We start from the raw sequence: 16,576 nt of genomic DNA, 5'->3' as shown, positions 1-16,576 counted from the left end.
ATGGCAGCTGACGACGAAAAAAAATCTACCGACGATAGTCGTTTTCGCGAACTTTCACCTGGTAAATTATTAGTTTGGGCGCGTGAGCGTGCAGGCTTGACTCAGGAGCAAGTAGCGAAAGAACTCTATATGACGTTGACCAAGGTGCGTGCCCTTGAGTCAGATGATTATCGCCATATGGGTTCAGACACATTTACCCGTGGATACTTACGTGCGTACGCAAATTTAGTAAAGCTTGATGTAGTGCAGGTGCTTGCAGCCTATGATCGTCATGCGCAAAAACATGGGTTGGTTGAGCAGGTTTTACCGCGTCGCACAGAATCTGCCAATAAACCCCTGTGGCAGTTTATTGTAATGGTTCTGCTTGCCTTGTTAGTACTTTGGTTGGTATCGATTTGGTTTTTTGATAATCGTCAGCAACCAACATACAACAGGCCCATGGCAGTGGTTCCTCCTGTGGAAACTGCGCTAAATGTACAATCGCTAAGCGAATCCAATGCACGACAGGCAGCGGTGAGCAGTGTTGCGCTGGTCACAGTGGAGCAACAACTTATTGGAAGTCAGCAGCCGGTGAATGTTACATCAGATAGTTCCGTAAAACCGGTGCAGAATTCAAGTCTCTCCAGTGCAATTCAATCTGTTGCAGCGAGTTTGTCTATGTCTTCGGCTGCACATTCTGAATTGGCAGCAAAACAGGCTAATGCTAATCAATTGGATTCAATTGCTTTTTCTTTTACCGAAGAGTGTTGGCTTGAAGTCAGTGATGCGCGCGGTGATGTATTGGTAGCCGATTTGCAATCCGCAGGCAGTAGTTTGCAATTGCAGGGTACAGCTCCATTTGATGTGAAGCTCGGTAATTCACCTGCAGCCAAGATAGAATTAAATGGCGATCAGGTCGCTATAGTGCCTGCTTTGGGTACCAATGTATTGTCGATAAAAGTGGGTGCGCCCACACGCGAATGATTGCGTAAAATTGATCAGGAATAGTTATGCACTGCGAGTCTCCAATAAAACGTCGTAAATCTCGCCAGATTATGGTGGGTAATGTTCCCGTTGGCGGTGATGCGCCTATTTCAGTACAGAGTATGACGAATACCGAAACTACTGATGTTGCGGCAACAGTAGAGCAAATTCGTCGCATTCAATTGGCTGGTGCCGATATTATTCGTGTGTCTGTACCAACGATGGAGGCGGCGGAAGCGTTTGGTGAAATTCGCAAGCAAGTCAATATTCCGTTAGTGGCGGATATCCATTTTGATTATCGCATCGCGCTGCGAGTAGCGGACTTGGGTGTGGATTGCTTACGTATTAATCCCGGTAATATCGGACGTGAAAAGCGTATTAAAGCTGTGGTTGATAAGGCGCGCGATCTCAATATTCCGATTCGGATTGGCGTTAATGCGGGTTCGCTTGAAAAGGATTTGCAAAAAAAATATGGCGAGCCTACACCTGATGCATTGGTGGAGTCTGCATTGCGCCATGTTGAAATTCTGGATTCGCTTAATTTCCATAATTTTAAAGTAAGTGTAAAAGCGTCCGATGTGTTTATGGCGGTTGCGGCGTATCGCAAACTCGCTACATTGATTGAGCAGCCATTGCATTTGGGTATTACCGAAGCAGGTGGTTTGCGCTCGGGGACTGTGAAATCCTCTATAGGTTTGGGCGCGCTGTTAATGGATGGTATCGGTGATACGATTCGTGTGTCGCTTGCTGCTGATCCTGTTGAAGAAATTAAGGTTGGTTGGGACATGCTGCGCAGTTTGCGTTTGCGCAGCAAGGGCGTAAATTTTATCGCTTGCCCTAGTTGTTCGCGACAAAATTTTGATGTGATCAAAACGATGAATGATCTTGAACAGCGAGTAGAAGATATTACTGTTCCGCTCGATGTCGCTGTTATTGGGTGTGTCGTTAATGGCCCGGGTGAAGCCAAAGAGGCAGACTTGGGGCTTGCTGGTGGCACACCAAGCAATTTAATTTATATTGACGGTGAACCTAACCAAAAGTTAACCAATGAAAATCTGGTTGATAATTTAGAGCGGTTGATCCGCGCAAAAGCGGCGCAAAAACAAGCACAGATGGATGCTGACGCCAGGAATATTATTGCCAAAGGCTAATCGCTTTCTGGCTTGCAACAATTAAGGTTCGAAATTGAAAAAAATCCAGGCAATTCGTGGCATGAACGATCTGCTTCCGGCAGATTCGCCTTTATGGCAATACGTTGAAGGTGGCGTCACTGATATTTTGGCGCGTTACGGCTATCAGGAAATTCGTTTTCCGATTGTTGAATCAACTGAATTATTTAAACGTTCTATCGGTGAAGTTACCGACATCGTCGAAAAAGAAATGTATACCTTTGATGATCGCAACGGTGACAGCCTCACCCTGCGTCCTGAAGGTACTGCGTGTTGTGTTCGCGCCTGCGAAGAAAATGGTTTGCTCTACAATCAAACGCAACGCCTTTGGTATATGGGGCCTATGTTTCGCCATGAACGCCCACAGAAAGGTCGCTACCGCCAATTTCACCAGATTGGTGTAGAAACTTTTGGTATTCAAGGGCCGGATATTGATGCCGAAGTGTTGGTTCTTAGTGCGCGTATTTTGCGCGAGCTTGGTGTTGCTGAACACGTGCAGTTGCAAATTAACTCGCTCGGTAGTGCAGAAGCGCGAGCGGCCTATAAAGATGCGCTGGTTGCTTATCTGAGTAATGTGCAGGATCAGTTGGATGAGGACAGCAAACGCCGCCTCTCTACAAATCCGATGCGTATCCTCGATTCCAAAGATGCAAACACCCAGGCATTGCTCAATGCAGCGCCAGTATTGCTGGATTATCTGGATGAAGAATCGCGTGTGCATTTTGAGGGTCTAAAATCCTTGCTTGATGCTGCTGGTGTTAGTTACCAGATTAATCCGCGCTTGGTGCGCGGCCTCGATTATTATGGTAAAACGGCGTTCGAATGGGTGACTGACAAATTAGGCGCTCAAAGTACAGTGTGTGCAGGCGGTCGTTACGATGGTTTAGTCGAGCAATTGGGCGGCAAATCAACGCCAGCGGTTGGATTTGGTATCGGCCTTGAGCGCTTGGTTTTACTGTTGCAGGCGGTAAAAGCAATACCCGAGGGGCTCGATCAGCAGGCGGATATTTATTTGGTTGCTGTGGGTGATGTGCAATCAGTTGCTATGCAATTGGCAGAACGGATTCGCGATGAGTTGCCTTTTGTGCAATTGTTAACCAATTGCGGCGGAGGCAACTTTAAAAACCAGCTGAAAAAAGCCGATAAAAGTGGTGCAGATATCGCACTTATTTTAGGTGAAGATGAAGTCAAAGCAGGTAAAGTGACGATCAAATTTTTGCGTGAAGAAATCGAGCAGCAAACACTCGATTTTGATAAGGCAATTGCTTACCTTCGTGCTCTTGAGTAAAGCAGTTCGCCGAGTAAAAAAATAACGTTTTAAAAATTATTTCATTTTTTGCGCATTGCGCTAAGGCCTACAGGAGTCAATTGTGAGCGTACATCTTTCAGAAGAAGAACAATTAGAAGTATTAAAGCGCTGGTGGAAGGATTACGGTAAAACCGTAATTATCGCCGTGTTGGTTGCTGTGGTTGGTTATTTTGGATACACCACTTGGCAGGACCAAAAACGTCAGAAAGCGGAAAAAGCGTCAGAAGTGTATGAGCAATTGCTCAAACTGACCAATGCTGAACCAGGTAAAACCCTGACGGATTCAGATAAAGCAACTATCGCTCACCTCGCTGGCGAGTTGAAAGACGGCAACAGTAAAAGTATGTATGCGCACAGCGCTGCATTTTTCCTGGCCAAGTTAGCGGTGGAAGATAATAAATTGGATGTTGCTGTGAGTGAACTTAAATGGGTTTTGTCTGCCAAACCCGAGGCCGCGACTGAGCAACTTGCTCGTTTGCGTCTGGCTCGTGTATTAACGGCACAAAAAGTTTATGCCGATGCATTGGCACAATTGTCACCCGAGCCTGCTGCTGCGTTCACTTCCGAGTATGCAGAAGCGCGCGGTGATATCCTGAAATTGCAAGGTGATTTGGATGCGGCACGTACTGCTTACGAAAAAGCACTCGCAGCAACCGACCCTCAACAACAAGAGCGCTACATGTTATTGCAAATGAAAGTTGATGATTTGAAAGTGGATGGCCCTGTACCTGCAGCTCCGGCTGAGGAGAAGGCTCAATGATGCAAGTCTCTGTGAGGCACTTGAGCTGCTTGGTATTGCTTTGTGCATTCGCTATGTCCGGCTGTTCCTGGTTTAGTAAAAAAACCGGGAATGAACCCATGGAGTTGGTCGATTTTAAAGAGACATTGGATCTCGACAAGGTATGGAAACGCGGCATCGGTGAAGGCCAAAACAAAGGGTTTAGTAGCCTCACTCCGGCATTGGATGGCGATGCTATCTATGCAGTGGATTATGAAGGTCTGGTTGTTGCGTTAGACAGCAAAACCGGTAAAAAGCGGTGGTCGCGCAAAGTTAATAAATCGCAACAAGGCCTGTGGACCTGGTTAAAAAGTTTTTTTGTTGCAGGTGACCCCAATCGCCAAATCGTAGGTGGCATAGCGGCAGAGAATGGCCTGCTGTTGGTCGCAACTTACGCTGGCGAAGTGATGGCGCTTTCCAAAGAAACAGGTGATGAAGTATGGCGTAAACAATTACCGGGTGAAGTGGTTTCTGCTCCGCGCACTAATGGTAGTGTTGTTGCTGCACAAACCGTGAATGGCAAATTGTTTTCGCTGGATGCAAAAACCGGCGAACAGTTGTGGTTTTATGACAATCCACCACCGGTATTAACCTTGCGTGGAACTCCATCACCCATAGTGACAGATACCGCTATTTATTCCGGTTTTTCCAATGGTCGTATGATGGCATTTAATCCGGCCAATGGATTGATATTGTGGGAGCAGCGTATTGCGTCACCTAAAGGACGTTCCGAATTGGAGCGTATGGTTGATATCCACTCCAGCCCGTTGATTAAAGATGGTGTGATTTATGTAGGTACTTATCAAGGGCGTATCAGTGCCCTCGCTCGTGGTACTGGCAAACCTCTTTGGGGTCAGGATGGCTCTACCAGCGAGAGTGTGGCGCTGTCGGGTGATAAGTTGTTTGTCGCCCATGCCGACGGAAAATTGGTTGCATACAACTCAGTCACGGGTGAGCAGCTGTGGAGTAACGAAAAAATGCTGCGTCGTCTGTTAAATGGCCCGCAAGTGTTTGGTGATTATGTCGCAGTGGTTGATTTTAAAGGCTACATGCATGTTGTTAACCAAAGTGATGGTGAATTTGTTGCGCGCACTCGCGTAGATAGAAAGGGTGCCCGAGCACCAATGCTAACGGATGGCGAGACACTTTATGTTTATACCAATCGCGGCAAACTAATCGCATTTAGGGCGGAAAAGGACAAATAGTTTCCAGCTTTATTTATTAACGCCAACCAGCCGCTTGAATTTACCTGAATCGAATAAGGTAAACTTCTCAGCGGCTGGTTTTGTTTTTTTACGTACATGAATTTATGCGGTGATCCTTTGCTGCAATCCCATGATTTTTCATCTCAATTGATACTTTTATGATAATCCCCGTAATAGCACTTGTTGGCCGCCCTAATGTGGGTAAATCCACACTCTTCAATCGTCTCACCCAGTCGCGTGATGCATTGGTGGCAGACTATCCCGGTTTGACCCGCGACCGTAAATACGGCGAGGGCGTGTTGGAGAATCGCCGGTTTATCGTAATTGATACCGGCGGGATAAGCGGAGAAGAAGAGGGCATTGATAGCATGATGGCTGGCCAGTCACTTCTTGCAATTCAGGAAGCTGACATAGTGCTGTTTATTGTGGATAGTCGCGTTGGTTTAAACCCTGCTGATGAAATGATTGCCAAGCATTTGCGGGTAAACAACAAAAAAACCTATGTTGTCGCTAATAAAATAGATGGAATGGATCCTGATATCGCACTGGCGCCTTTTTATGAGCTGGGTCTGGGAGAGGTTCACCCCACGACTGCCAGCCATGGTCGCGGTGTTAGATCCTTAATGGAAGAGGTGCTGGCTGATATTCCTGAGCTGCCTGAAGACTATCAAGCAGAAGAGGCAACCGGGATAAAAATTGCTATTGTGGGGCGTCCGAATGTAGGTAAATCGACCTTGGTCAATCGCTTGCTAGGTGAAGAGCGGGTTGTGGTTTATGACGAGCCGGGCACCACGCGCGATAGTACATATATCAATTACACCCGTTTTGATAAGCCTTACACGCTGATTGATACGGCCGGTGTGCGCCGCCGTAAAAATATCGATTTGATGGTCGAAAAGTTCTCAATTGTTAAAACTATGCAGGCTATTGCAGATGCAAATGTTGTTGTGTTGGTAATGGATGCCAGCGAAGGTGTAGTAGAGCAGGACCTGCATTTGATGGGCACGACTATCGAAGCGGGGCGCGCGCTGGTTATCGCACTAAATAAGTGGGATGGCTTAGACGATGCGCACAAGCAGTATGTCAAAAGCGAACTTGAACGCCGTTTGCGTTTTGTGGATTTTGCGACTATTCACTTTATCTCAGCCCTCCACGGCACTGGCGTGGGTAACCTGTACAAATCGATTGAGCTAGCTTACCAATCCGCCACCGATAAATTCAGCACCAATTTCCTGACTCGTATCCTGCAAGATGCAGTGCGCGAGCATCAGCCACCAATGATTCAAGGGCGTCGCATCAAGCTACGCTATGCGCATCCAGGCGGGCATAACCCTCCTATTATTGTGATCCACGGCAACCAGACGAACGATATACCTAGCCATTACACCAAATATTTGGAAAAAACTTTCCGGCGTGTGCTCGATTTGCATGGCACACCGATCAGGATTGAATATCGCAATAATGAAAACCCCTATACCGAGCGCAAAAGCAAAATGACTCAGCGCCAACTGGTCGAGATGCGACGTAAAGCTGAACGCGACAAAAATCGTAGCAAGCCGAAATAGTCCAAGATTTAACGATTGTTGCCCCTTGGCGGTGCAAATAGAATGCAAACAAAACTTAATTAGCTAAGCAGGCAGGGCGTTAGTTGCTATGGCTTGCGCTCCTTAAGGTGAAGGAGTAGTGTTACGCGCCTTATCGATTGCCCTTAACTCAACTGTAGCCATAAAAAGTCCGAGCATAAGATGACACCCGCAAGCCGCAAGCTGCTTATCATCGATGACGATGCCCTTGTCCGCCAGAGTATTGTGACCTATCTGACGGACAGTGGCTTTTGTGTGTGTTCTGCCTCTGATGCCACCGCTGCACTTGATCTGCTCGCTAATCCTGACCATTCCCTTCCCGATTTAATCATCACTGATCTGCGTATGCCGAATGGCGATGGTTTGCAACTACTGCAGCTATTGCATGATCGCCATCCTTCGCTGCCGGTGATTGTTATCTCCGGCGCCGGTGTGATGAATGATGTGGTAACTGCGCTACGTTTAGGTGCGCGCGATTATTTGATAAAACCAGTGGTCGATTTGGAAGTGCTGGTCCATTCGATCAACAAAGTGCTCGACCGACAGGATTTGGAAGAGGAAAACCAGCGCTATCGAATTCAATTGGAAGACGCTAATCGGGAGTTAAAGGAAAATCTGCGCGTGCTTGAGCGCGACCAAATTGCCGGTCGACGGGTGCAGCGCCGTTTGATGCCTTCGGGCTTCACAACTGAAGAAGGTTATACTGCTGCCCATACCATCGTCCCATCCCTGTTCCTCAGCGGCGATTTTGTTGATTACGCCCACATCAAAAAACGCTATCTCGCATTTTATTTGGCCGATGTCTCCGGGCATGGCGCATCTTCTGCTTTTGTGACTATCTGGCTTAAACATCTGGTTAGCCGTATGGTGCGGGAAGAGGGGTTGTTTGGGGATGAAAGCTCTTTTGCGCAAGGTGCAGATGTCATGTTGCGGCAGATTAATCGCGAGTTGCATGACACACGCCTGAGCCACCACCTGACGCTTTTTGTGGGCGTAATCGATACGGTTACCCACCAAATGCATTACGTTGTGGCTGGTCATTTGCCGATGCCCATTTTACTCACTGATGCTGGCGTCGAATATTTGACCGGGCGCGGCAAGCCGGTCGGCATTTTCAAGGAAGTTAACTGGGAGGTTTACGAACGGCAGTTACCAGAGAAATTTGCTTTAGTCTGTTTTTCTGACGGTGTATTGGAAACCTTGCCACAAACGGAGTTACAAGACAAAGAAGCCCATTTATTAAAACTAATTGCTTCAAGTAGTGGCAGTTTGGATTCTGTCTGTAATACTTTAGTTATAAAAGAAGTTCGTGATAACCCGGATGACATTGCAGTCTTGTCCATCGCCCGAGGTGTTAGTTGATGAAAGCCGGCCAGATTTTAGTTGCCGACCACAATGGTGTTTATGTGATCAAAATGGTGGGCGATGTACGCCTGACATTGTGCATCTCATTTGATCAATTTATCGATGCCATGTTCAAGAGTGAGAGTTTTATCTCGGTACTCTTTGATCTGTCGGAGGCAGAGGCTATCGATAGTACTACTCTGGGGCTGATGGCGAAAATTTCTATCCTTGGGCAAGAGCGTCACGGCATTATGCCGGTGATTCTGGCGAGTAATCCCAGTATCCAGCGTATTTTGCAGACTATGGGTTTCGGCGATATTTTCACCATTGTCGATAAATTGGATGCCCCTGTGTTAGCCGAGCAACCGCTGAATTGTGTTAACTGTAATGAACAGGAAGTGAAAGAAAAAGTGCTGGAAGCGCACAAAATTTTGATGGGGCTGAACGCTAGTAACGCCGATACTTTCCGAAATTTGGTCAATATGCTCGAGAGCTGCTAATACCCTCCTTTATTTGAACGCTGCATTAATTTTCTGCGCTTAACAAACTCGCTTTAACCAGACTTTTGGCACGAATAAATTCGGTGTGTGGCACGTAAATCAAATCGGCCACTTTGCGAATAATATAATCCTCGTATTTATCCAGATCATTATCGGCATAAGCCATTTCCCACATGGCTTTCATCAGCTTAAATTTCTCTTCTGTCGTGCAATACTGATTAATAAGCTGGGTAAATTGATGCAGGGACGTTGCATGATTAGTTTCGTTTTTAGCAAGACTAATCAACTCTGTAAGCTCGTCAAGCGATAGTGAAAACTTACGCTCAAGAATGAGAGTGAGGTTGTGCAGCTCCACCTCGGAAAATTGATGGTCAGCCATTGCTACTTCAACCAGCAATGAGGCTACCGCCAATTGTTTCTGGTGATCAGATAATACGGGCGAACTGCCACCTGCGGGTTGCAGGTGGCGCTCGATAAAGCGCGAGAGTTTATTGAGCACGGGCTTTCAACAAATTCTCAAGATTGATCTGGTCTTTGACAAAACCGCGAATGCCTTCAGCCAGTTTTTCGGTCGCCATGGCATCCTGATTCAAGCCAAAGCGGAAGCTCGCTTCAGTTTCAAGGCGTTTGGCAATTGCGTCACCCGTGTTGTCCGGTGATAAAACGCGTTTCAATTCGTTTTTGTCCTGCTCCAACTCTTGCAGCAATTGTGGGCTGATGGTCAGGCGATCACAGCCGGCAAGTGCTTCGATTTCACCGATGTTACGGAAGCTGGCACCCATCACTACTGTTTTGTAGTCATTTTGTTTGTAGTAATTGTAAATGTGACGCACAGACACTACACCTGGATCTTCTTCAGCGGTGTATTCCTTTTTGTCAGTATTGGCTTTGTACCAATCCAGAATACGACCCACAAACGGAGAGATCAAAAACACACCTGCATCTGCACAGGCAGCAGCCTGGTTAAAACCAAACAACAAGGTGAGGTTGCAATTGATGCCTTCTTTTTCCAGCACTTCCGCAGCACGGATACCTTCCCAGGTAGAAGCGAGTTTGATCAGAACGCGTGATTTATCCACACCACCTTTTTCATAAAGGCTGATGAGTTCGTGGGCTTTGGCAATAGAAGCTTTGGTATCGAACGACAGGCGTGCGTCGACTTCGGTTGAAATGCGGCCGGGAACGATTTTTAAAATTTCCAAGCCAATACCCACTGCCAAATGGTCGCAAGCAGCGCTTAATTGTTGCGCGCTATTGGTGATGCCTTTGCTGGCATTGATCGATGCCGTGAGCAAATCCTGGTATTGCGGCATTTGCGCAGCCTTATATACCAGGGATGGGTTAGTGGTGGCATCCAGCGGTTTGTACAGGCGGATGGCTTCGATGTCGCCGGTATCGGCAACTACATCGGTAAATTTTTTCAGTTGTTCAAGTTTGCTAGTCACAGTGGTAATCCTATCTCTGAAAGTACAAGTGGTTGATCTTCGTTTTATTGCCGTCAGATATATTATAGTCGTTATGACTTTATGCGGAAAGCAGTCATTTTTTATAAGCTGATAATTCGATAGTGTTGAAGGCCTTAAGCATTCCCGGCATCAACTGTATTTGCTAATGGTAACTCATTTAATGCAGCAAGGGCGCGCTCAAGCACCTCAATTCCTGCATCGGGTTTATGCGCCTGTTCGCTGATAATCCGGCGGAACTGGCGCGCCCCCGGCAGACCTTGGTAGAGCCCCAGGATATGGCGGGTCAGGTGATTAAGGCGAGCTCCTTTGGCCAATTCTTCAGTGCAATACAGCATAAATTTTTGCATGACCTCAGCGCGGCTCACCACGGGCTTGTCGATTCCGTAAATCTGTTGATCGACCTGCGCGAGAAGATAAGGGTTGCTATAGGCTTCGCGCCCGATCATCACTCCATCCACATGATCCAGCAGGTTTTTGCTTTGCTCCAATGTAGTGACGCCACCATTGATGATGATATTCAAGTGCGGAAAGTCTTGTTTCAGTTGATACACCTTATCGTACTGCAATGGTGGAACTTCGCGATTCTCCTTGGGGCTTAGGCCTTTTAACCAGGCTTTGCGCGCATGGACGATAAACGTGTGACAGCCAGTTTCTGCGATAGTGCTGACAAATTTAACCAAGCCTTCATAGTCGTCCATATCATCAATACCGATGCGGTGTTTGACGGTGACAGGGATTTTGACGGCGTTTTGCATAGCGGCGATACAATCGGCAACCAGTTCAGGCTCTGCCATCAAGCAGGCGCCGATCATGCCATTTTGCACGCGATCACTCGGGCAGCCGCAGTTGAGATTCACCTCATCGTATCCCCAATCTTCTGCAATACGGGCACATTCGGCGAGGGCGATGGGATCGCTGCCGCCTAATTGCAATGCCAGCGGATGTTCGCAAGCGTTGTAATCCAGAAACCGCGACTTATCGCCGTGCAAGAGCGCGCCAGTGGTAACCATCTCCGTGTAAAGCACTGCTTCTTTGGTCAGCAAGCGCCAGAAGGTGCGGCAGTCAGAGGTTGACCACTCCATCATGGGTGCCAAGGTAAAACGACGATCAAGAGTTTGGGTTGAAGTCATTAGTTGGTGGAATTCTGCTGCGAGGGAAATAAAAATGCGGCCATAGCCGACAGGTGTTTTATGATAACGATATTTACTTCCTGCTGCACGGTAAACTGCAGTTCATTGCATTGGATAAGTTCTCTATGTCACTAACCCATATAGATTCCCAAGGGCACGCCAGCATGGTGGATGTCTCGGAAAAACCTGCCAGCGTACGGGAGGCGCGTGCCTTTGCGCGCGTCATGATGAAGCCAGAGACGTTGGCGCAAATTAAAGCCAATAGTCTTAAAAAAGGTGATGTACTTGCAGTTGCCCGCATTGCTGGAATTCAAGCAGCAAAAAAATGTGCGGATTTGATTCCCCTTTGTCATCCATTGGCGTTGAGTAAGGTCGCAGTAGATTTTGTAATTGATGACCAGCATTCCACCGTGGAAATCACCAGCTATTGCAAACTCACCGGGCAAACGGGCGTTGAGATGGAAGCGCTGACGGCAGCCAGCATTGCCGCATTAACGATTTACGACATGTGTAAAGCTGTCGATATGGAAATGGTCATTGAGCAGGTTTGCCTGCTGGAAAAATCTGGCGGTCGGCGTGGGCATTATCTTAGGGGAGAGAGTGAGCAATGATCCGGGTTTTATTTCTCGCCCAACTGCGCGAGCAATTGGGCGCTGCTGAGTTACAAGTTGTGGCTGAAGATGTTGTTAGCATCGCAACCCTCAAACAATACCTTGTGGCTGGTCATCCGCATTGGGAACAATTTCTTTCCAATAGCAAACTGCTGGTCGCGGTAAATCACCAATATGCAAAAGCTGATGTGGCACTAAAAACAGGTGATGAAGTTGCTTTTTTCCCACCTGTTACCGGAGGCTGATATGTCATTTTCGATTGCAGTGCAAACACAGGATTTTGATATCGGGCACGAGTACGCTGAATTGGTTGCAGGTGATACTGCTGTAGGTGCAGTGGTTTTTTTTGTGGGGCGGGTGCGTGATATGAATCATGCGCGCGATGTAAAAAGTATGTCGCTCGAACATTATCCCGGCATGACAGAAAATATTTTGCAGAACATTCTGGATGAAGCTAAAGCGCGTTGGGAATTAATTGCTGCACATATCGTGCATCGCGTTGGTGAATTGCAGGTGGGTGATCAAATTGTTTTTGTCGGTGTTACCAGTGCACATCGTGAACATGCATTTCAGGCGGCAGAATTCTTGATGGATTTTTTAAAAACACAGGCGCCTTTCTGGAAGAAGGAGCTAACTACACAAGGGTCTGTGTGGGTTGAAGAAAATGTTAAGGATGTTGATGCAAGCAAGCGTTGGTGAGTTCAATGGCTATTTTCGACGCAAAAAAATGGGCGCTACTGCGCCCATTTTTATTATCGGAAAATTACAAATGTGCTGGCTCTGAAGCCGGAGCAGTTTTGTATATTCCAGCATATTTAATACCGAAATACATGATGTATAAATAGCAGGCAGCAGGCAGCAAGAAGGAGATTTGCAAGCCAAAGGTATCGGCTAAAGCGCCTTGTAGTAAAGGCACTAATGCACCACCAACAATTGCCATGCACAAAACACCAGAACCTTGGCCAGTGAATTTGCCGAGGTTGTGCAATGCCATACTGAAAATGGTTGGGAACATAATAGAGTTAAACAAACCCACCGCGATAATCGCCCACATGGCCAACTTACCTTCAGTGAAGGTTGCGGTTAATACCAGCAATACAGCGCAGATGCAGTTGAATGCCAGAGTTTTGCCTGGGCTGATATAACGCATGACTGCAAAACCAATAAAGCGGCCAACCATTGCTCCGCCCCAGTAATAACTTACCAAGTGTGCTGCGTCAGCTTCTTTTAGGCCGGCAATATTTTCTTCGCCAAAAAAGTTAATCAATAAACTACCTATCGCGACTTCTGCACCAACATATAAAAATATCCCGATTGCACCCAGTACCAAATGTTTATGTGACAGTGCAGATTCTTTGTTGGAGGCCATATCACCGGATACACCCGGTTCGTCTTCGTGTTGAATTTTTGGCAATTTGGCAAAGGCAAAAAATAATGCCAAGCCAAGTAATGCAGCAGCAAGTGCAAGATAGGGGCCTTGAACAGATGCCGCTTCTTTTGCGCGGTATTCAGCAACTTCTGCCGCGGGTAATAAATTGAGTTGGTCTGCCGTTAACACCGCACCGCCCAAAATTAAAATCCCACCCAACCACGGGGCAATGGTAGTGCCTAAGGAGTTAAATGCTTGTGTCAGGGTTAAGCGGCTGGATGCGGTTCTGGCTGGGCCAAGCACCGTCACATAGGGGTTTGCAGCAACTTGTAAAATAGTGATGCCCGAGGCAAGTACAAATAATGCAAGCAGGAAAATGGCGTAGCCACTGGTTGCTGCAGGGTAAAACAACGCACAACCTGACGCGGCGATAATCAAACCGGCCACGGCACCGTTTTGGTAACCCAGCTTTTTGATGAGTGCACCAGCAGGTAAAGAGATAACAAAGTAGGCGCCGAAGAAGCAAAATTGCACCAACATTGCTTGGGTGTAGCTCAGGGTGTAGACACTTTTCAGGTGTGGAATCAAAACATCATTCATTGATGTTAATAGGCCCCACATAAAAAACAGGATAGTGATGATAATCAGGGGCACAGTATTGTTACCTGCGTCCACCGAGCTGTGTTGCGTTGATGAGCCTTGCGGAATGCTGGCCATGGTTCTACCTCTTGTTATAAAAATGGTCTGTCGTTGTCGTGGTCTTAAATTGACGATTGCCGATTAAAAGCGTGCGCCAAGCGCGCGGTACTATAATCCAAGCCTATAAGGCTGTCACATTGTTTGTTCCCGGTTTACAATCACACGCGCATTATTCATCTTGTAGTCATTTTGACTCATATTTGTTTGGTTAAATATTAACGGATAACTGCGCACGGGCATCCAATCAGAGTGCGCGATAACAATAGCGATAAAAATCAACCTTGAGGTGAGTACTGTGGCAAAAGCAACCATCGACGATGTGGCCGCTCTGGCGGGCGTGTCCATGAAAACAGTCTCTCGTGTTGTCAATAACGAACCTAATGTGCGCCCTGCAACCCGAGAAAAAGTTGAGGCGGCGATCAGCGCTCTGGATTATCGCCCCAATCAATCGGCGCGCAGTTTGGCAGGCAACCGCTCTTATTTGTTGGGGCTTATTTATGGGCATCCCAGTGCGCACTATGTGTTGGATATCCAGGAAGGGGTATTGGAAATTTGTCGCCCGCAACGCTACGAATTATTGGTGCATCCGGCCATTCATCGCGACCCGAATTTGATTAATGAAGTGACCGATATGATTTTGGAGAAACGGGTTGATGGTGTAATGCTGACGCCGCCGCTATCCGACAATATGAACGTTATCAATTTATTGAAAAAAATGAATATTCCGTTTGTGCGTGTTGCACCGACGGAAAATAAATCTGCTTCTCCCTACGTTGAAACAAATGATGAAGAAGCATCCTACGATATGACCTGCCAACTTATCGCGTTGGGGCATACGCGTATTGGGTTTATCTGTGGTCATCCTGATCATCGCGCCATGTCGTTACGCTATGAGGGATATAAAGCGGCCTTGGTGGAAAATGATTTACCGTTGTTAAAAAATTTGGTCGAGCAGGGCGATAATTCATTTGAATCCGGTGAGATGTGCGGGAAAAAATTGTTGGCAGATGCCCAGCGGCCAACCGCTATTTTTGCGGCGAACGATGATATGGCGGCAGGGGTAATGATGGTTGCCCATCAGATGGGGATTAAAATTCCCGCACAATTATCGGTAGCAGGATTTGACGATACACCTGTTGCACACCAAATCTGGCCGGCCTTGACAACGATTCGCCAACCTATTCGGCAGATGGCAAAAAAAGCTACCGATTTGTTGCTCAAACAATTAAAAGGACGCGAGATCCAATTACCTGCCAGTATGCTGAGTTCCAGTATTATTTCGCGCGAATCTACCGGGCCGCTAATTAAGCCCAAAGATAAGCATTGATAATTTAGCAACTCAATAAAAAATGCACCCGAGGGTGCATTTTTTATTGAGAAAAACAGTGAATTATTTTAGTGAGCTTTTAGTTCAGGTGTGTTGTGAATAAGCCAGGCGGCAGAGCCAACCAGTGCAGCTTTATCATTCACAATCAATCGAATTGAAATGTCGCTAACATATCCCGCCATAGGGCCTTTGTTTTTATAGCGTTCAAGGAAATGGGATTCAGGCAACAAGCCCATCAGTTTGGGCGTGAGTCCACCACCAATAACCACACCACCGCGCGCACCGACGGAAAGTGCTTTATCTCCTGCTACTTCACCCAATACATCGCAGAAAGTCAGTACGGCTTCGCGGCATAGGGGATCTTCATTCGCAAGGCCTTTGGTGCTGACATCAGCAGGTGAATAGGGTTTTGCTTCAACACCTGAGTTGTGTGCAAGTGCACGATAAAGCGTCACCAAACCGCCGCCGGACAAAATATTTTCAACCGATACGTGACTTTGCTCTTTCAATAGAAATGATTTGATATCCAATTCTTTTTCATTTGTTGGGGCAAAGCTGGCGTGGCCACCTTCGGTAGGGATAATCTTCCAATTATTTTGGCTGGGAACCAGCGCTGCCATACCAAAACCTGTTCCAGGTCCCATCACGACAATCGGTGCGTCAGGATTGGATTTATTGGATTCGTAGAGAGTGACTAATTCATTTTCTTTGAGGAAAGGAACTGCATATGCAAGCGAGGCAAAATCGTTGATGACATGCAGGGTTTTCATTCCCAATTGATCGCGCAGGCCGTGAATTGAAAATTTCCAATTCAGGTTGGTCATGGATGCCTGGCCATTTTCGATTGGGCCGGCAATCGCTAAACAAGCATAATCAGGTATATCAACCCCAAATTTTGCGCAGCAGGTTCTAATCATGGTGGCCATATCAACATAGTCGGCACACTTGAGCGTGATTTGGCGCTCTGCGGTGTAATTAATTTGGCCATTTGTGCCGATCTTTTCTGCATCAAATTCGACCAGTCCAAAACGGCCATTGGTGCCGCCGATATCTGCAACCAGTAAAAGACTCATGTGACTCCTCAGCTTCTTTTATAAGAAGATCAAATAGTTATAGGGGGATG

The 16,576-nt window shown here is 46.9% G+C and carries 17 protein-coding genes; 12 read left to right on the top strand and 5 right to left on the bottom strand.

Going from position 1 to position 16,576, the window contains the following annotated elements:
* The 8 genes from B4E62_RS14560 (at position 1) to B4E62_RS14525 (ending at position 8,851) form a co-directional block, all read left to right on the top strand.
* Positions 1–963: a RodZ domain-containing protein gene (locus B4E62_RS14560; RefSeq protein WP_310069795.1), complete on the top strand. Its 963-nt coding sequence runs from the start codon at positions 1–3 to the stop codon at positions 961–963.
* A 26-nt stretch (positions 964–989) separates the two neighbouring features.
* Complete coding sequence (gene ispG, locus B4E62_RS14555) at positions 990–2,114, top strand: flavodoxin-dependent (E)-4-hydroxy-3-methylbut-2-enyl-diphosphate synthase (protein ID WP_310069799.1); 1,125 nt, start codon at positions 990–992, stop codon at positions 2,112–2,114.
* A 34-nt stretch (positions 2,115–2,148) separates the two neighbouring features.
* Entirely contained in the window at positions 2,149–3,420 is a 1,272-nt protein-coding gene (hisS, locus tag B4E62_RS14550) for a histidine--tRNA ligase (RefSeq protein WP_331352531.1), read from the top strand.
* Positions 3,421–3,502: 82 nt separating this feature from the next.
* Entirely contained in the window at positions 3,503–4,201 is a 699-nt protein-coding gene (locus tag B4E62_RS14545; RefSeq protein ID WP_331352530.1) for a tetratricopeptide repeat protein, read from the top strand.
* A complete protein-coding gene (gene bamB / locus B4E62_RS14540) occupies positions 4,198–5,424 on the top strand; it encodes an outer membrane protein assembly factor BamB (protein WP_331352529.1) in 1,227 nt (408 codons plus the stop codon). The genes B4E62_RS14545 and bamB overlap by 4 nt, the downstream gene beginning before the upstream one ends.
* Before the next feature lie 161 nt (positions 5,425–5,585).
* A complete protein-coding gene (der, locus tag B4E62_RS14535; protein WP_331352684.1) occupies positions 5,586–6,989 on the top strand; it encodes a ribosome biogenesis GTPase Der in 1,404 nt (467 codons plus the stop codon).
* Between the two features lie 180 nt (positions 6,990–7,169).
* Positions 7,170–8,369: a PP2C family protein-serine/threonine phosphatase gene (locus B4E62_RS14530; RefSeq protein WP_310069811.1), complete on the top strand. Its 1,200-nt coding sequence runs from the start codon at positions 7,170–7,172 to the stop codon at positions 8,367–8,369.
* Positions 8,369–8,851 (top strand): STAS domain-containing protein, encoded by a 483-nt coding sequence (locus B4E62_RS14525; protein WP_310069813.1) that lies wholly within the window; start codon positions 8,369–8,371, stop codon positions 8,849–8,851. Before B4E62_RS14530 ends, B4E62_RS14525 begins: the two co-directional genes overlap by 1 nt.
* Positions 8,852–8,876: 25 nt before the next feature.
* Here B4E62_RS14525 and B4E62_RS14520 read toward each other — a convergent pair whose 3' ends face one another.
* From B4E62_RS14520 to dusA, 3 genes are all read right to left on the bottom strand, one after another.
* Complete coding sequence (locus B4E62_RS14520) at positions 8,877–9,350, bottom strand: TerB family tellurite resistance protein (protein ID WP_310069816.1); 474 nt, start codon at positions 9,348–9,350, stop codon at positions 8,877–8,879.
* A complete protein-coding gene (tal, locus tag B4E62_RS14515; protein ID WP_331352528.1) occupies positions 9,340–10,296 on the bottom strand; it encodes a transaldolase in 957 nt (318 codons plus the stop codon). Before tal ends, B4E62_RS14520 begins: the two co-directional genes overlap by 11 nt.
* A 134-nt stretch (positions 10,297–10,430) precedes the next feature.
* Positions 10,431–11,447 (bottom strand): tRNA dihydrouridine(20/20a) synthase DusA, encoded by a 1,017-nt coding sequence (dusA, locus tag B4E62_RS14510; protein WP_331352527.1) that lies wholly within the window; start codon positions 11,445–11,447, stop codon positions 10,431–10,433.
* A 125-nt stretch (positions 11,448–11,572) separates the two neighbouring features.
* On the opposite strand from dusA, the gene moaC reads away from it, so the two are divergent.
* Genes moaC through moaE form a run of 3 tightly spaced genes read left to right on the top strand, consistent with a single transcriptional unit; the run spans position 11,573 to position 12,757 of the window.
* The gene (gene moaC, locus B4E62_RS14505; protein WP_331352526.1) at positions 11,573–12,058 is read left to right on the top strand and encodes a cyclic pyranopterin monophosphate synthase MoaC; all 486 of its coding nucleotides are present in this window, start codon (positions 11,573–11,575) and stop codon (positions 12,056–12,058) included.
* Complete coding sequence (gene moaD, locus B4E62_RS14500) at positions 12,055–12,303, top strand: molybdopterin converting factor subunit 1 (protein ID WP_310069825.1); 249 nt, start codon at positions 12,055–12,057, stop codon at positions 12,301–12,303. The genes moaC and moaD overlap by 4 nt, the downstream gene beginning before the upstream one ends.
* Before the next feature lies 1 nt (position 12,304).
* Positions 12,305–12,757 (top strand): molybdopterin synthase catalytic subunit MoaE, encoded by a 453-nt coding sequence (gene moaE / locus B4E62_RS14495; RefSeq protein WP_331352525.1) that lies wholly within the window; start codon positions 12,305–12,307, stop codon positions 12,755–12,757.
* A gap of 64 nt (positions 12,758–12,821) precedes the next feature.
* Here moaE and fucP read toward each other — a convergent pair whose 3' ends face one another.
* On the bottom strand, positions 12,822–14,144 hold the full coding sequence (fucP, locus tag B4E62_RS14490) for an L-fucose:H+ symporter permease (RefSeq protein WP_310069830.1): 1,323 nt from the start codon (positions 14,142–14,144) through the stop codon (positions 12,822–12,824).
* Positions 14,145–14,421: 277 nt separating this feature from the next.
* On the opposite strand from fucP, the gene B4E62_RS14485 reads away from it, so the two are divergent.
* Positions 14,422–15,453: a LacI family DNA-binding transcriptional regulator gene (locus tag B4E62_RS14485; protein WP_310069833.1), complete on the top strand. Its 1,032-nt coding sequence runs from the start codon at positions 14,422–14,424 to the stop codon at positions 15,451–15,453.
* Positions 15,454–15,521: 68 nt separating this feature from the next.
* On the opposite strand, the gene glk is transcribed toward B4E62_RS14485, so the two are convergent.
* Complete coding sequence (glk, locus tag B4E62_RS14480; protein ID WP_310069835.1) at positions 15,522–16,526, bottom strand: glucokinase; 1,005 nt, start codon at positions 16,524–16,526, stop codon at positions 15,522–15,524.
* Positions 16,527–16,576: the final 50 nt, after the last annotated feature.

It is taken from the genome of Cellvibrio sp. UBA7671 (assembly GCA_002483145.1).
Lineage (GTDB): Bacteria > Pseudomonadota > Gammaproteobacteria > Pseudomonadales > Cellvibrionaceae > Cellvibrio > Cellvibrio fibrivorans.
Note: the sequence above shows the minus strand (reverse complement) of the source record. Positions and strands in the feature narration are given on the sequence as shown.

Excerpts from the sequence above, each read along its gene's own strand:
- B4E62_RS14560 (WP_310069795.1), top strand. The coding sequence starts at position 1 with ATGGCAGCTGACGACGAAAAAAAATCTACCGACGATAGTCGTTTTCGC.
- ispG (WP_310069799.1), top strand. The coding sequence starts at position 990 with ATGCACTGCGAGTCTCCAATAAAACGTCGTAAATCTCGCCAGATTATG.
- bamB (WP_331352529.1), top strand. The coding sequence starts at position 4,198 with ATGATGCAAGTCTCTGTGAGGCACTTGAGCTGCTTGGTATTGCTTTGT.
- B4E62_RS14530 (WP_310069811.1), top strand. The coding sequence starts at position 7,170 with ATGACACCCGCAAGCCGCAAGCTGCTTATCATCGATGACGATGCCCTT.
- B4E62_RS14525 (WP_310069813.1), top strand. The coding sequence starts at position 8,369 with ATGAAAGCCGGCCAGATTTTAGTTGCCGACCACAATGGTGTTTATGTG.
- dusA (WP_331352527.1), bottom strand. The coding sequence starts at position 11,447 with ATGACTTCAACCCAAACTCTTGATCGTCGTTTTACCTTGGCACCCATG.
- moaC (WP_331352526.1), top strand. The coding sequence starts at position 11,573 with ATGTCACTAACCCATATAGATTCCCAAGGGCACGCCAGCATGGTGGAT.
- moaD (WP_310069825.1), top strand. The coding sequence starts at position 12,055 with ATGATCCGGGTTTTATTTCTCGCCCAACTGCGCGAGCAATTGGGCGCT.
- moaE (WP_331352525.1), top strand. The coding sequence starts at position 12,305 with ATGTCATTTTCGATTGCAGTGCAAACACAGGATTTTGATATCGGGCAC.
- fucP (WP_310069830.1), bottom strand. The coding sequence starts at position 14,144 with ATGGCCAGCATTCCGCAAGGCTCATCAACGCAACACAGCTCGGTGGAC.
- glk (WP_310069835.1), bottom strand. The coding sequence starts at position 16,526 with ATGAGTCTTTTACTGGTTGCAGATATCGGCGGCACCAATGGCCGTTTT.